A 14,992-nucleotide genomic window follows, 5' to 3' on the forward strand; every position below is an offset into this window, starting at 1 on the left:
GACCGGGAGCCGGCGTCGCGTGTTCGTGCCGGTGCCGAGGGGACCGGCACTGCCGGTGCCGCAGCCCCGGACCCGCCGATCTACCGCGAGTCGATGCGGCCCTGGGCCGACCTCGGCCGTACCCTGCCGGGGCGCCACGACCCGGGACGGGTCGGGCTCGCCGAGCCTCCACGCGGGCTCGGCGGCGTCGTGGCCGCCGGTGACTTCAGCGTCACCGGCACCTTCACCGTTCCTCGGGTCCCGCGAGGTGACGGGCGATGACCATCCGCTGGATCTGGTTGGTGCCCTCCACGATCTGCAGGACCTTGGCCTCGCGCATGTAGCGCTCGGCCGGGAAGTCCGCGGTGTAGCCGTAGCCGCCGAGGACCTGTACGGCGTCGGTGGTGACCCGCATCGCCGCGTCGGTGCAGTACAGCTTGGCCATGGCGGCCTCCTTGGCGAACGGCAGTCCCGCATCGCGCAGCCGTGCCGCCGTCAGGTACAGCGCGCGGCCCGCCTCGATCTGCGTGGCCATGTCGGCGAGCATGAAGCGCAGCCCCTGGAAGTCGGAGATCGGCTTGCCGAACTGCCGTCGCTCGGCCGCGTAGGACACCGCCTCGTCCAGCGCCGCCTGGGCCACGCCGATCGCGCAGGCGGCGATGCCGAGCCGCCCGGAGTCGAGTGCGGACAGGGCGATCGCGAACCCCTGCCCCTCGTCGCCCAGGCGCCGGGCGTCGGGTACCCGCACCCCGTCGAGGTGGACCTGTGCGGTGGGCGAGCCCTTGAGGCCCATCTTCTTCTCCGGCACCGCGGCGCTCAGTCCGTCGGCGTCGCCGGGGACCAGGAAGGCGGTGATGCCGCGCGGACCCTCGACGCCCGTCCGCGCCATGACGGTGTAGAAGTCGGCGATCCCGCCGTGCGTGATCCACGACTTGGTCCCGGTGATCACCCAGTCGTCCCCGTCCCGCACGGCCTTGGTGCGCAGGGAGGCGGCGTCCGAGCCGGAGGCCGGTTCGGAGAGGCAGTAGGCGCCGAGCAGACCGCCGCCGAGCATCGCGGGCAGGTGCTCGGCCCGCTGTTCCTTGGTGCCGTGGGCGGCGAGCGCGTAGGAGGCGAGGGTGTGCACGCTGACGCCCAGGCCGACGGTGAGCCGGGCCGCGGCGAGTTCCTCGAGGACCTGGAGGTAGACCTCGTAGGGCTGCTCGCCGCCGCCGTACTCGGCGTCGTAGGGCAGGCCGAGCAGGCCGGCCTCGGAGAGCAGGGTGAAGACCTCGCGCGGGAAGCGTCCGGCGTCCTCCTCCTCGGCCGCGCTCGGGGCGATCTCGCGCTGCGCGATGTCGCGGACGAGCGAGATCAGATCCCGTGCCTCGTCCGTGGGCAGTTGCCGGTCCACCGGCTGCGGGGCGCGGTCGGGCATGGCGACGCTCTCCTCCCTGTCGGGCACATCGGCGGACGTGCGCCTTGGGTGGAGGCGGCTCCGCCTGGTCGTTCGGGCCTGGCCGATGCTCGCACTCCCGGGTCGCGGAAGCGGCTGACCAGCGGCTGTGCGCTGTGAGTATGCCCGATCGGACGCATGGAGTCACCAGTTAACGACCGCTTACTCCGAGAAATCTCCCGCCCGCCCGGAAGGCGCCGCGCATTCGTCCGGGAGACGGGTGGGGACACCGCGAGCGGGGAGCCGGTCGGGGCGGCCGGCCGACCGGTCGACGAGACGCGGGGCGGGGGCGGCTCAGCCTCCGCGTCAGGCGTCCCGGCGGGCGGGGCCGGGGCGGGCCGGGTCCGGTTCCCCTACGGCGTGCAGGGCGCCGCCGGGCGTCCGCACCAGGAGGTCGCGCATGGTCCCGCGGGCGGTTCGGGACGGTCGATCCGGCCGAGGGCGGCGCCCTCGGCGCCGCGCACCCGGGGGAGCAGGCCCGTGCGGGCCGGCGGGCCGATGCCGCGACGGCCGTACGCGCCCTCGGCGATGGTCACGACGATCACCTCACGCACCCCGTCTCGGACGGCGTGCGCCTCGGCGTCGAAGCCGATGCCGCCGCCGACGACCGCGCGGTGGGCGGCCTGGTGGTGCTCGGCGTGACGCGGACAGCCGTCGACGGTGCGGTGGACGCGGTCCGCCTGCGGCGGTTCGGCGCCGCAGGCCGCGGGCGACCAGGCCGGCGACGGAGTCCTGGATGACCACCGGGTAGGAGCCCCGCTCGGACCGGAAGCAGGAGTGGTTCAGCCCTTCGGGGGCATTCGCCTGGCGGGCGGTGTCGTCCGTCGAGAGTGCGCCGTACGACGTGTCGGCGAACAACCTGCGCCCGACGGCGACGAGTTCGGCGCGGCGGGCCAGAGAGCGGTCCGTGCCGCGCGGCCGGGGACGGGCTTCGGTACGTTGTTGACCGGTGTTCGATTCCGGCCCTGGTCCCCTACGGGCGACGGGACGTCCGCGGCGCGACGAGGCAGGACGTGGGGCAGGTCATACGCGGGTCATGTCACAGCAGGCCCGTCTGGACCACGAACATCGCGATCACCACGACGAGGGTCCAGCCCATGATGTGCTCGAAGACCTTCGGGCCGTCGTCCTTGGGGCCGCCGGTTCGGACACGGGCGGCGGTGGCGGTGTGTGCGGTCATGGCTTCTCGCTGCTCTCGAACGGTTGCTGAGTCCCCCGCTGGCCCTGTCCACCTTGCCACCGTCCACGCCGTGTGCGGCGGAGACGTTGGTCACAGCGGACGGCCCCCGGCGGTGGTGCGTGCCGGAGGCCGTCATGGCGGCGCGGACGTCAGCGCACGCCCACCGCCTCGAGCGCCTTGCGCTGGCGGGGGCTCGGGCGGGCCGGGAAGTACAGGTAGCAGACGCCGCCGGTGCCGGAGACGACCTTGCCGCTGGCGTTGTACCGCTTGGTCCTGAGCCAGATGTTCTCCCACTCGCGCCGCTTGTAGACGCGGCGCACGGCCTCGTTGTCGTCCGAGGCGGGGTCGTTGGCGATCACGTCGCCGTCGGCGGTGAAGCCGATGACGGTCATGAGGTGACCCGAGGTGCCGTATCCGGCCCCGGTGAGCTCCTTCGCCAGGAAGGACTGGGACGTTATGGCCGGGATGCCGGCCGCGATCAGCGTCTCCAGGTCGGTGAGGGAGCCGAGGCGGGTGACCACACCCTGGAGGTCCTTGAAGGTGGCCGCGTAGGCGGCGTTGAAGGGCCAGTTGCCGCAGCCGGCGTACTGGAAGTCGTACGTGTACCGGGCCGCGTGACAGATCTGCGGATCGGCGTACGAGGGGTCGACCCAGGCGAGTTGCTCCTTGGTGAGCCGGCCGCCCCAGTACTCGATGATCATCTGCGAGGAGGTGGGGCTGCACCAGGCCTCGCCGCCGTTGTCGTACTCCGGGTACTGGCCCTTGTGGACCTCCTGGGAGTAGCGCGGGACGCGCAGCTCACCGGCGAAGCCGGGCGCGGAGGCCGGGACGGTGAAGCGGTCGGGGATGTCGGAGCCCATGGCGCCGAGCCGCCAGACGGTGGGGGTGGCCCGCGTACCGGGGCGGCGGTAGAGGGTGAGCCGGAGCCGGTAGGAGACCAGACGCAGGCCGGTGGAGGCGTCGTCGATCGAGAAGGTGTCCGTCCAGACACTGCTCCTGCCGTCGCTCTGGTCGTCGACCGAGGTCCGCCGGATGTCCTGGTCGCCGGCGGCCCAGCGGCCCATGACGTACCAGGGCGTGTCCGTGCCGTCCGAGTAGGTGCCCCTGAGCTCGACCTGGAGCCAGGCGCCCTCCGGGGTGTGGGCGTTCCAGGAGGCGATGACCTCCGTCGCGGGCACGGCGAGCCGGTGGACGGGGGACGTCCAGGTCGCGTACTCCCAGGTGGCGGTCCTGCCGGTGTGCGGGTCGGTGTATTCGGCGGTGCCGGCCGGGACGTCGATGACGACGCCGGGGCGGGCGCCCGCGACGGGCCGGGCGCCCTCGGCGGTTCCGCCGCGCCAGTCCTGGAACGTGGTCCAGGCCCGGTAGTCGACCGGACGGGCGGTGCGGTCCGGGCCCGCGGCCGCGGTGCCGGCGGACGGCGCGGCCTCGGCGGCGGCCGGGACCGCGGCGCCGGCCACCGCGGCGGCGACGGCGGCGGCCAGGACCGTTCTGCGGGACGGCTGTTCGGCTCTGCTCATGGGCGAAAGACCCCCAGGTGTGCGAGTCGGGGCGGTTCCGTTGCACGGATGTGCGCCAACTATGGCCGCAGGCTGCCACTCCTGCCAGCACTTCTGCGCACGCCACGCCATGAACATTGGTGTCGACCAGTGACACGGCGGAAGGACGGAGGGGGACAGGCCGCGCGGCGCGGACGGGGCGGGAGCGCTCAAGGTGCGGGGGCGGTTCGGGAGCGGGCGGGCGCCGGGGGCCGTGCGGGCGCGGCTAGAGTGCTGGGCGAACGCCCGTCCCCCTCCGCTCCGCCCAGGACACGCCATCCACGACCTCGCCGCCCGGATCCACCGACTGCCCCCCTCCTGCGGGCCCGTGCGCCTCGTCGGCGTCGACGGGCACGCCGGGTCGGGAAAGTCCACGTTCGCCGGACGGCTGGCCGACTCGCTGGGCGGCGCGCCGGTGCTGCACCTCGACGACATCGCCAGCCACGACGAGTTGTTCGGCTGGACCGGGGGGCTGCTGAGTCAGGTGATCGAACCCCTGCGGCGCGGCGACACCGCGCATTACGCGCCCTACGACTGGCGCGCCCGGCGCTTCACGGCACCCCGCCCACTGCCGCCCGCACCGGTCGTCCTGGTCGAGGGGGTCGGCGCGGGCCGCCGGGACCTGCGCCCGCATCTGGCCCTGCTGCTGTGGATGGAGCTGCCGTGCGAGGAGGCGTGGAGCCGCGGAAGGGCGCGCGACGGGGCGGAACAGCGGACGTTCTGGGACGGGTGGATCCCGGCGGAGCGCCGGCACTTCGCCGATGACCCCTCGCGCCCCTTCGCGCACCTTCTGGTGCGTCAGGGAGATGAGGGGTACGAGGTGCTTCCGGGGCCTGCCGGGTCTTCAGACTCCGACGGCATGTGTCACGCGGAGTGACGACACCTCCGCAATGTGTTGAACGTGTGAAGACCGCCCCTCCGGGACTCGCCGGAGTGCCCCAACTCCGCTTGACCCAGGGGCCATACAGGTCTTACGTTCTGAATGTGCGGTCATTCGGAACCGCTCAGAAACGCGAAGCCCCCGGTTGTTCCCCCGTGACCGGGGGCTTCGTTCTGCCCTGAACGCCGTTTCCGACTGCTCCACGACGCGTGTCGGTCACCCTCGGTCATCTTCCCGCATGCGCTCCCTCTGCCCCACCTCGGGAAACGGCCTGTCCCCGCACCCTTCGGAGGGAAGACCGCCGCGGGTACGATGCCCTCGGTGTGCGACCTACGGACGGCCGCTGCGCGCACCTTGCAACTCCGGTCGCCCGTACAGCGGTTGGAGCGGAGCGCCGACGGGCGACGGCCCGGTGGCATACCGACGGGGGCACGGTTCGTGGGGGACGTGATGGACTTCGGCACGCAGGGCCCGCAGGCCCCGGCCGACCTCGCCTGGCTGCGCGGCGTGGACGCCTACACCGTGGGGGCCTATCCGCAGGCGGAGGAGGAGTTCCGGACCGCGGTGCGCATCGACCCCGCGATGGCCGACGGCTGGCTGGGGCTGCACGCGCTGCGCGTCGACACCACGGACGCGCTGCTGCGGATGTTCCGGCACCGCGACCGCTTCGGCGAACAGCGCGCCCGGCACCGTCGTACGCTCAACTCCTGGTACTGGCTGGGCTGGTGGGTCCAGCCCGTGCTGGAGACCCCGCGCGACCTGCTGCTCGCACACGCCTCGCACTGGCTGGACGGCCGCCACGTCGCGGAGCTGGACCGGGCCCTCGCCGGGCTGCCACCGGTGGAGACCGACCCCCAGGTCCGCTTCCTGCACGCCTGCCGCGCCTACCTCGTCAAGGACTGGGAACAGCTCGTCCGGCACACCGATCCGCTGCTCGGCGATCCCCTGCTGGGCATCGAGGCGGGCCTGTTCAGCGGAATGGCCCGGGTACGACTGGAGATGTACGGACAGGCCGAACCGCTGCTGTCGGCCGCGCTCATGCGGTGCCGCAGCGAGCAGCCGCAGCGCAAGGAGCTGCGCTACTGGCTGGCGCGGGCCCACGAGGGCACGGGCCGCAGCGCCGCGGCACTGCCCCTGTACCGTGCCGTGCACCGCGTCGACCCGGCCTTCATGGACACCACGGCCCGGCTGGCGGCGATCGCCGAGAGCGACGGCTACGACGACCCGGACGGCCTCGCGGGACTCGCCCCGGCCGGCGCCGGACCGGACGGCGTGGACGGGTTCGACGGGCTCGACCCGCTCTTCGGCACCGAGGAACGCGACCTGAAGCTGTCCGCCCCCGAGCCACCGCCGTCCGGCGTGCTCCCCACGCTGACCGGTCCGTCGGTACGCAGGCGGGACGGTGTACCGGAACCGTCCCTGCCCGCCGGACCCACGGATCCCGTGCTACTGGATGAAGCGCTCGCCGAGTTGGAGCGCATGGTGGGCCTCGATCCGGTGAAACGGCAGGTCAAGGCCCTGTCCGCGCAGCTGAACATGGCGCGGTTGCGGGCCGGGCAGGGCCTGCCGGTCCAGCCTCCCAAACGTCACTTCGTCTTCTCCGGCCCCTCGGGCACCGGCAAGACCACCGTGGCCCGCATCCTGGGCCGCGTCTTCTACGCCCTCGGCCTGCTGGGCGGCGACCACCTCGTCGAGGCGCAGCGGGCCGACCTGGTCGGCGAGTACCTGGGGCAGACGGCCGTGAAGGCCAACGAGCTGATCGACTCCGCGCTCGGCGGCGTGCTGTTCGTCGACGAGGCGTACTCGCTGTCCAACTCGGGATACGGCAAGGGCGACGCGTACGGGGACGAGGCGCTGCAGGTGCTGCTGAAGCGGGCCGAGGACAACCGCGATCACCTGGTGGTCATCCTCGCCGGTTACCCCGAGGGCATGGACCGGCTGCTGGCCGCCAACCCCGGGCTGTCGTCCCGGTTCACCACCCGCGTGGACTTCCCGTCGTACCGGCCGCTGGAACTGACCGCCATCGGGGAGGTGCTCGCGGCGGAGAACGGGGACGTGTGGGACGAGGAGGCGCTCGACGAACTGCGGTCGATCGCCGGGCACGTGGTCGATCAGGGGTGGATCGACGAGTTGGGGAACGGGCGGTTCCTGCGGACGCTGTACGAGAAGAGCTGCGCGTACCGGGACCTGCGGTTGTCCGGGTATTCCGGGGTGTTGACGCGGGAGGACCTGGCGACGTTGCGGTTGCCGGACCTGATGCAGGCGTACGGGGAGGTGCTGTCGGGGCGGGGGCCGCAGGACCCTCCGGGGTTGTGAGGGCCCCGGAGGCGGGGCGGCGCCGGATGGGTGTGCGCTCGCCCCGCTGAAGGGGTGCCTCCCCCAGAGGAGGGACCCCCAGCGCCCGCCCGTGCCGCCCTGGGGGGTACCTCCCGGGCCGTTCCGGCACGGGGGGGGAGGGAGGAGACGCGACTGCCCGCAGCTACGACGGCTGCGGCTGGGCCAGTGCCTCCTCCGGGGCTCCGCTCGCCCTTTGTTCCGCCACCACCGTCGCCTCCCGGTGGGCCGGGTCTCGTACCTCGCCGACCAGGAGTTCCAGGACGTCCTCCAGCGCGACCAGGCCCAGCACCTTTCCGGACGCGTCGGCCACCTGGGCCAGGTGGGTCGCGGCGCGGCGCATGACGGTGAGGGCGTCGTCGAGCGGCAGTTCCGGGCGGAGGGTCGTCATCGGGCGCCACAGCTGCTGGGGCACCGCACGGTCGGAGTCCTCCACGTCGAGGACGTCCTTGACGTGGAGGTACCCCATGAAGGCGCCCGTGTCCGCCGCGACCGGGAAGCGGGAGTACCCGGTGCGGGCGGTGAGCGCGACGATCTCGCCCGGCGTGACCGCGGGACTGACCGTCACCAGGGACTCGCGGCCGAGGAGCACGTCGGTCACCGGGCGGGAGCCCAGTTCCAGGGCGTCCTCCAGGCGCTCCTGCTCCTCCGGGTCGAGCAGGCCGGCCTGGCCCGCGTCCTCGACCAGCCGGTTGAGCTGCTCGCTGGTGAAGACGGCCTCGACCTCGTCCTTCGGCTCGACGCGGAACAGCCGCAGGATGCCCTGGGCGCAGGCGCCGAGCGCGAGGGTGACCGGCCTGCACAGGCGGGCGAAGGCGACCAGGCCGGGGCTCAGCCACAGGGCCGCCTTCTCGGGGGCGGCCATCGCGAGGTTCTTCGGGACCATCTCGCCGATGACGAGGTGGCTGAAGACGACCGCGGCCAGCGCGATGACGTAGCCGAGCGGGTGGATCATGCCGTGCGGCAGGTGGATCCACTCGAAGACCGGCTCCAGCAGGTGGGCGACCGTGGGCTCGGCGACCGCGCCGAGCGTCAGCGAGCAGACCGTGATGCCGAACTGGGCGGCGGCCATCATCTGCGGCAGGTGCTCCAGTCCGTACAGCACCTGCCGGGCGCGGGCGGTGCCGAGCGGTTCGATCTGGCTGCGGCGCACGGAGACGAGCGCGAACTCGGCGCCGACGAAGAAGCCGTTGGCGAGCACGAGCAGCGCGGCGAACAGGAGTTGCAGGACGCTCATCGGGCGGCCTCCAGCAGCGGCGCCGGTGCCGTTCGCACCAGCCGTATCCGTTCGGCGCGGTAGTGGCCGACCTGCCGGACCGACAGCCGCCAGCCGGGCAGTTCGGCGCGGTCCCCGACGGCGGGGATGCGGCCGAGCAGGTCGGCGACCAGGCCGGCCACCGTCTCGTACGGTCCCTCGGGCGTCTCCAGGCCGATGCGGCGCAGGGCGTCGACGCGGCAACTGCCGTCGACGTCCCAGGCGGGACGGCCGTCCTCGGGCGGGGCGGGGGCGAGTTCGGGCACGTCCAGGCCGTCGTGCTCGTCGCGGACCTCGCCGACGATCTCCTCGACGATGTCCTCCAGGGTGACGACGCCGGCGGTGCCGCCGTACTCGTCGACGACGACCGCGATGGGCTGCTCGCTGCGCAGGCGGGTGAGCAGCGGCCGTACCGGCAGGGTCTCGGGGACGAGCAGGGCCGGACGGGCGATGCGGCCGACGGGGGTGCGCAGCCGGTCGTGCGCGGGGACCGCGAGGGCGTCCTTGAGGTGGACCATGCCGACGATCTCGTCGATCTTCTCCCGGTAGACGGGGAAACGGGACAGACCGGTGGCGCGGGTCAGGTTGACCACGTCCTCGGCGGTCGCCGAGAACTGCAGGGCGCTGACCTTCACCCGCGGGGTCATGACGTGCTGTGCGGTCAGCTCGCCCAGGGACAGGGTGCGGACGAAGAGTTCCGCGGTGTCCTGTTCCAGGGCGCCGGCCCGGGCGGAGTGCCGGGCGAGGGAGACCAGTTCGCCGGGGGTGCGGGCGGAGGCCAGCTCCTCGGCCGGCTCGATGCCGAGCATGCGCACGAGCCGGTTGGCGACGGTGTTCAGCGCGGAGATCACGGGGCGGAACAGCCGCGCGAAGACGTGCTGCGGGCCGGCGACGAAGCGCGCGACGTGCAGCGGCTTGGACACCGCCCAGTTCTTGGGTACGAGCTCGCCGATCACCATCTGCACGGCCGAGGCCAGCAGCATGCCGACGACGACCGACACCCCGGACACGGCGCCGTCGGGGACACCGATCGCGGTGAACGGGCCGCCCAGCAGCCGGGCGAGGGCCGGTTCGGCGAGCATGCCGACGACGAGCGAGGTGATGGTGATGCCGAGCTGGGTGCCGGAGAGCTGGAAGGACAGCTCCTTGAGGGACTCGACGACCCGGAGGGCACGCCGGTCGCCGTCGGCGGCGGCCTGTTCGGCGTCCGGACGTTCGACCGTCACGAGGCCGAACTCGGCCGCGACGAAGAAGCCGTTGGCCAGGATCAGCAGGAACGCGGCTGCCAGGAGCAGCAGGGAGGTGGTCATGATGCCGCCGCCCGAGCGGGGACGCGCGCCTCGTGGGCGCGGTCCGCGTTATGTCGGCAGGGGGCGGCGCAGGTACTGCAGGACGATCCGTCCATCGCCGGAGGGAGTCACTCCTCGGGTAGCAGGAACCCCCGCGCTCCGGGCGGAGCGACAGGGGCGGAGCCGCGACGACCGCGGCTTCCGTTCCCAGATTAATCACGAAAAGGGGGTGTGCGGCAGGGTGGACGCCGCCGAGCCGGACCCCCGGTCGCTCCGGGGGGCGTCCCGGGGGCGGGCACGGTCAGTCGCGCGGTGCCTCGGGGCCGGCGGTGGAGCGGGCCTCCACCAGGGCGCGCAGGGCACGTGCGTCGGCGATGGCCCGCTGCTTGGCGATGCCCGGCTGGATGCCGAGCGCGGGCAGGCTGGTGCCGTCGCTGAGGTCGAGGAACACCCACGGGTCACCCTGGCGGAGGTTGACCCGGAGGATCTCCGCCCATTCCAGACGCCGCTTGTTCGTCAGGTTGACGACGGTGACGCACGACTCGTCGGCGACGACCTTGGGCCGGGCCAGCAGCAGGAGGACTCCGGCCATGGCGAGGGCGGTCAGCACGAAGCTGAGGCGCTCCCCCGGACCGAGCCCGTTCAGCAGCATGCCGACCGCCGAGACGGTCACGGCGGTGGCCACGGCCAGGCCGATGAGAACGGCTCGGGTGTGGCCCGGCCGGAAGGTGACGGGCAGGGCGGGCAGGTCCGGTCCGGCGCCCGACGGTGCGTCCGACATGGTGTGTGTGCTCCGGGTCACGCTGGAGGAAGGGGTCGGGGACGACGTGTCAGAGCCGGCAGGCGTGGATGGCCGTGGTCAGGATGGCCCGGGCCCCGATGTCGTACAGGTCGTCCATGATCCGCTGGGCCTCCTTGGAGGGGACCATCGCGCGGACGGCGACCCAGCCCTCGTTGTGCAGCGGGGAGACGGTCGGGGACTCCAGGCCGGGGGTGAGCGCGACGGCCTTCTCCAGCTGCTCGACGCGGCAGTCGTAGTCCATCATCACGTAGGTCCGGGCCACCAGGACGCCTTGGAGGCGGCGCAGGAACTGCTGGACCTTGGGCTCCTCCGCGTCGGCTCCGGTACGGCGGATCACGACCGCCTCGGACTTCATGATGGGCTCGCCGAAGACCTCCAGGCCGGCGTTGCGCAGCGAGGTGCCGGTCTCGACGACGTCGGCGATGACCTCGGCGACACCGAGTTCGATGGCCGTCTCGACGGCGCCGTCGAGGTGGACGACGGAGGCGTCGACGCCGTGCTCGGCGAGGTGGCCCGCGACGATGCCCTCGTAGGAGGTGGCGACCGTCCTGCCCTTGAGGTCCTCGATGCCGGTCGCGGTGCCCGGTTTGGCGGCGAAGCGGAAGGTGGAGCGGGCGAAGCCGAGCGGGAGGATCTCCTCGGCGTCGGCACCGGAGTCGACCAGCAGGTCGCGGCCGGTGATGCCGATGTCGAGCCTGCCGGAGGAGACGTAGATCGCGATGTCGCGGGGGCGGAGGTAGAAGAACTCCACCTCGTTCACCGGATCGACGATCCGCAGTTCCTTGGACTCGCGGCGCTGCTGGTAGCCGGCCTCATGCAGCATCTCCCCCGCGGGGCCTGACAGGGAACCCTTGTTGGGGACGGCGATGCGCAGCATGAGGTCGGCTTCCTTTGCGTGAAGGGGTGGAGGGGTAAAGCGGTGGGCTTCAGAGGTGGGCGTAGACGTCGTCCAGGGAGATCCCGCGGGCGACCATCATCACCTGGACGTGGTACAGCAGCTGGGAGATCTCCTCGGCCGCCGCGTCCTTGCCCTCGTACTCGGCGGCCATCCAGACCTCGGCGGCCTCCTCGACGACCTTCTTGCCGATGGCATGGACCCCCTTGTCCACCAGTTCGGCGGTGCGGGAGGTGGCGGGGTCGCCGTTCGCGGCCTTGTGCTGGAGCTCGGTGAAGAGCTCCTCGAAAGTCTTCTTGGACATGGTGGCGCCCACTTTACGCGTAGTGCCGACGGGGCTAACGCCACGGTTCGGATACTGAGCGCAGCGTGGCCGCCGTGGCGACGGCCGCGGTGACCGCCTCGTGGCCCTTGTCCTCGCTGGAGCCCTCGATGCCGGCCCGGTCCAGGGCCTGCTCCTCGGTGTCGCAGGTGAGCACGCCGAAGCCGACGGGCACGCCGGTGTCGACGGATACCTGGACCAGGCCCTGGGTGACGCCCTGGCACACGTAGTCGAAGTGGGGGGTGCCGCCGCGGATGACGACACCGAGGGCGACGATCGCGTCGTAGCCGCGGCCGGCGAGGACCTTGGCGACCACCGGGAGCTCGAAGCTGCCGGGGACCCTGAGCAGGGTCGGTTCGTCGATCCCGAGCTCGTGCAGGGCGCGCAGGGCGCCGTCGACCAGTCCGTCCATCACCTTGTCGTGCCACTGTGCCGCGATGACGGCGACCCGCAGGTCGCCCACGTTGCGTACGGACAGCTCCGGTGCACCCTTGCCGCTCACGTCTCTCCTTGGTTCCTCGGCTCGCTGCGCTTACTGGTTGCCGCAGGTGGACACGGGCGTCGTGTCCAGCCAGGGCAGGTCGTGTCCCATCCGGTCCCGCTTGGTGCGCAGGTACCGGAGGTTGTGCTCGCCGGCCTGGACGGGCATCGGCTCGCGCTCGGTGACCCGGATGCCGTGCCGTTCGAGGGCGTCGGACTTGTCGGGGTTGTTGGTCATCAGCCGTACGGCGCGCACACCGAGGTCGGCGAGGATCTGGGCGCCGGCGCCGTAGTCGCGGGCGTCGGCGGGCAGGCCGAGCTCCAGGTTGGCGTCGAGGGTGTCCCGGCCGCGCTCCTGGAGTTCGTAGGCGCGCAGCTTGGACATCAGGCCGATGCCGCGTCCCTCGTGGCCGCGCAGGTAGACCACCACTCCCCTGCCCTCGGCCTGGATGCGGGCGAGGGAGGCGTCCAGCTGGGGGCCGCAGTCGCAGCGCTGGGAGCCGAAGACGTCGCCGGTGAGGCATTCGGAGTGGATGCGGACCAGGACGTCCTCGCCGGCGCCGATCTCGCCGTGGACGAGGGCGACGTGCTCGACGCCGTCGACCGTGGAGCGGTAGCCGTATGCCGTGAACTCGCCGTGCCGGGTGGGCAGGTGGACCTCGGCCTCGCGGCGGACGGTGGGCTCGGCGCCGCGGCGGTAGGCGATCAGGTCCTCGATGGAGATGATCGTCAGGCCGTGCTTGCGGGCGAACGGGATCAGCTCGGGCAGCCGCAGCATGCGCCCGTCCTCGCCGGCGATCTCGACGATGGCGCCGGCCGGACGCAGGCCCGCGAGGCGGGCGAGGTCGATGGCGGCCTCGGTGTGGCCGTCCCGGGCCAGGACGCCGCCGGAGCGGGCGCGCAGCGGGAAGATGTGGCCGGGCCTGACCAGGTCGTCCGGCCGGGCGGTGCCGCTCGCCAGGAGCTGGAGGGTGGTGGCGCGGTCGGAGGCCGAGATGCCGGTGCTCACACCGTGGGCGGCGGTGGCGTCGACGGAGACCGTGAACGCGGTCTTCATCGACTCGGTGTTGTCGTCGACCATCTGCGGGAGCCGGAGCCGGTCCAGTTCGTCGCCCTCCATGGGGGCGCAGATCAGGCCGCGGCACTCGCTCATCATGAAGGCGACGATCTCCTCGGTCGCCTTCTCGGCGGCGATGACGAGGTCGCCCTCGTTCTCGCGGTCCTCGTCGTCGACGACGACGACCGGGCGGCCGGCCGCGATGTCGGCGACGGCCTGTTCGACGGGGTCGAGGAGCAGGTCCTCGGGGCCGTCGGGGGTGTACAGGATGGGTACCGCGCTCATGCGGGCGCTCCTTCCGGGACGGGCCGCGCCGCGTCGCGGGAGCGCAGCCACCAGTCGCGCAGGCCCCACAGGACGAGCGCGCCGTAGAGGACGTAGACGAAGCCGGAGAAGGCGAAGCCGTTGGCGAAGTTGAGGGGGACGCCGACCAGGTCGACGAGCAGCCAGGCGAACCAGAACTCGACCATGCCGCGGGCCTGGGCGTACATGGCGACGACCGTGCCGACGAAGATGTACGCGTCCGGCCAGGGGTCCCAGGACAGGGTCGGGAAGGCGGTGAACAGGCCGCCGACCGCGAGGGTGCCGACGGCGGCGGCGCCGAGCAGGGCGCCGCGTTCGCGCCAGGTGGCGAAGCGGACGGCGACGGAGCCGTCCTGGCTCTGCCGGCGGCCGCGGTTCCACTGCCAGAAGCCCCAGGCGGCGACGACCATGACGACGATCTGCTTGCCGGCGCTGCCGGAGAGGTGGGCGGTGGCGAAGGCCGTGAAGAGGATGAGCCCGGAGACGAACTGCACGGGCCAGGTCCAGATGGAGCGCCGCCAGCCGAGGGCGAGGCCGAGCAGACCGATCACGTTGCCGATCATGTCCGACCATTTGATGTGCTGGCCGAAGAGCGTGAAGGCCTCGGAGTTGAGCCAGTTCACTTGGCGTCTCCCTGCTCGACGTGGCCGCCGAGCAGCCGCTCGACGTACTTGGCGATGACGTCCACCTCGAGGTTGACCGGGTCGCCGGGCTGCTTGAGGCCGAGCGTGGTCAGGGCGAGGGTGGTGGGGATGAGGCTGACGGTGAAGAAGTCGGGGCCGGCGTCGACGACGGTGAGGCTGATGCCGTCGACGGTGATGGAGCCCTTCTCGACGACGTAGCGGGCGAGGCCGGCGGGCAGGGAGATCTTCACGAGTTCCCAGTGCTCGGAGGGCTTGCGTTCGAGGATCTCGCCGGTGCCGTCGACGTGGCCCTGCACGATGTGGCCGCCGAGCCGGGCGCCCACGGCGGTGGGGCGCTCCAGGTTGACGCGGGAACCGACGGCGAGGGCGCCGAGGCTGGAGCGGTTCAGGGTCTCGGCCATCACGTCGGCGGTGAACTCGTCGCCGTCGTGGTCGACGACGGTGAGGCAGACGCCGTTGACGGCGATGGAGTCGCCGTGCCGCGCGCCTTCGGTGACCACGGGGCCGCGCAGGCGGAAGCGACAGGCGTCGTCGAGGGTCTCGACGGCGGTGACCTCGCCCAGTTCTTCGACGATTCCGGTGAACACTTCCCGGGTCCT

The 14,992-nt window shown here is 72.4% G+C and carries 13 protein-coding genes and 2 pseudogenes; 2 read left to right on the plus strand and 13 right to left on the minus strand.

Annotated elements, in window-relative coordinates; translation table 11 throughout:
- Positions 1–223 precede the first annotated feature (223 nt).
- The 4 genes and pseudogenes from ACIRFH_RS23165 to ACIRFH_RS23180 form a co-directional block, all read right to left on the minus strand.
- Positions 224–1,396, minus strand: coding sequence for an acyl-CoA dehydrogenase (locus ACIRFH_RS23165; RefSeq protein ID WP_403523894.1), 1,173 nt, complete (start codon positions 1,394–1,396; stop codon positions 224–226).
- Positions 1,397–1,720: 324 nt separating this feature from the next.
- A pseudogene (locus ACIRFH_RS23170) lies at positions 1,721–2,311 on the minus strand (TetR family transcriptional regulator).
- A 142-nt stretch (positions 2,312–2,453) separates the two neighbouring features.
- A complete protein-coding gene (locus ACIRFH_RS23175; protein ID WP_403523896.1) occupies positions 2,454–2,594 on the minus strand; it encodes an SCO1431 family membrane protein in 141 nt (46 codons plus the stop codon).
- Positions 2,595–2,743: 149 nt separating this feature from the next.
- On the minus strand, positions 2,744–4,114 hold the full coding sequence (locus ACIRFH_RS23180) for a peptidase C39 family protein (RefSeq protein ID WP_403523899.1): 1,371 nt from the start codon (positions 4,112–4,114) through the stop codon (positions 2,744–2,746).
- Positions 4,115–4,409: 295 nt separating this feature from the next.
- Here ACIRFH_RS23180 and ACIRFH_RS23185 point away from each other — a divergent pair.
- Together ACIRFH_RS23185 and ACIRFH_RS23190 are read left to right on the plus strand one after the other, a co-directional pair.
- Positions 4,410–5,031, plus strand: a pseudogene (locus ACIRFH_RS23185) (uridine kinase).
- A gap of 431 nt (positions 5,032–5,462) precedes the next feature.
- Positions 5,463–7,328 (plus strand): AAA family ATPase, encoded by a 1,866-nt coding sequence (locus tag ACIRFH_RS23190; protein WP_403523902.1) that lies wholly within the window; start codon positions 5,463–5,465, stop codon positions 7,326–7,328.
- A gap of 163 nt (positions 7,329–7,491) precedes the next feature.
- Here the strand turns inward: ACIRFH_RS23190 and ACIRFH_RS23195 are convergent, their stop codons facing one another.
- The 9 genes from ACIRFH_RS23195 to ACIRFH_RS23235 form a co-directional block, all read right to left on the minus strand.
- Positions 7,492–8,583: a hemolysin family protein gene (locus tag ACIRFH_RS23195; RefSeq protein ID WP_403523905.1), complete on the minus strand. Its 1,092-nt coding sequence runs from the start codon at positions 8,581–8,583 to the stop codon at positions 7,492–7,494.
- Positions 8,580–9,911: a hemolysin family protein gene (locus tag ACIRFH_RS23200; protein WP_403523908.1), complete on the minus strand. Its 1,332-nt coding sequence runs from the start codon at positions 9,909–9,911 to the stop codon at positions 8,580–8,582. Before ACIRFH_RS23200 ends, ACIRFH_RS23195 begins: the two co-directional genes overlap by 4 nt.
- Positions 9,912–10,191: 280 nt before the next feature.
- Entirely contained in the window at positions 10,192–10,671 is a 480-nt protein-coding gene (locus tag ACIRFH_RS23205; protein WP_403523911.1) for a PH domain-containing protein, read from the minus strand.
- 49 nt (positions 10,672–10,720) lie between these two features.
- Positions 10,721–11,569: an ATP phosphoribosyltransferase gene (gene hisG, locus ACIRFH_RS23210; RefSeq protein WP_403523914.1), complete on the minus strand. Its 849-nt coding sequence runs from the start codon at positions 11,567–11,569 to the stop codon at positions 10,721–10,723.
- Positions 11,570–11,618: 49 nt separating this feature from the next.
- A complete protein-coding gene (locus tag ACIRFH_RS23215) occupies positions 11,619–11,891 on the minus strand; it encodes a phosphoribosyl-ATP diphosphatase (protein WP_011027788.1) in 273 nt (90 codons plus the stop codon).
- A gap of 34 nt (positions 11,892–11,925) precedes the next feature.
- Positions 11,926–12,411 (minus strand): 6,7-dimethyl-8-ribityllumazine synthase, encoded by a 486-nt coding sequence (ribH, locus tag ACIRFH_RS23220; protein ID WP_189230675.1) that lies wholly within the window; start codon positions 12,409–12,411, stop codon positions 11,926–11,928.
- A gap of 30 nt (positions 12,412–12,441) precedes the next feature.
- Entirely contained in the window at positions 12,442–13,731 is a 1,290-nt protein-coding gene (locus ACIRFH_RS23225) for a bifunctional 3,4-dihydroxy-2-butanone-4-phosphate synthase/GTP cyclohydrolase II (RefSeq protein WP_403523922.1), read from the minus strand.
- Positions 13,728–14,372 carry a nicotinamide riboside transporter PnuC gene (locus ACIRFH_RS23230; RefSeq protein WP_403523925.1) on the minus strand — a complete coding sequence of 215 codons (645 nt, stop codon included), beginning with the start codon at positions 14,370–14,372 and terminating at the stop codon, positions 13,728–13,730. The genes ACIRFH_RS23225 and ACIRFH_RS23230 overlap by 4 nt, the downstream gene beginning before the upstream one ends.
- A complete protein-coding gene (locus ACIRFH_RS23235; protein ID WP_403523928.1) occupies positions 14,369–14,980 on the minus strand; it encodes a riboflavin synthase in 612 nt (203 codons plus the stop codon). The genes ACIRFH_RS23230 and ACIRFH_RS23235 overlap by 4 nt, the downstream gene beginning before the upstream one ends.
- Between the last annotated feature and the right edge of the window lie 12 nt (positions 14,981–14,992).

Origin of the sequence: Streptomyces sp. NPDC093586, assembly GCF_044764905.1 — a bacterium.
Classification (GTDB): Bacteria; Actinomycetota; Actinomycetes; order Streptomycetales; family Streptomycetaceae; genus Streptomyces.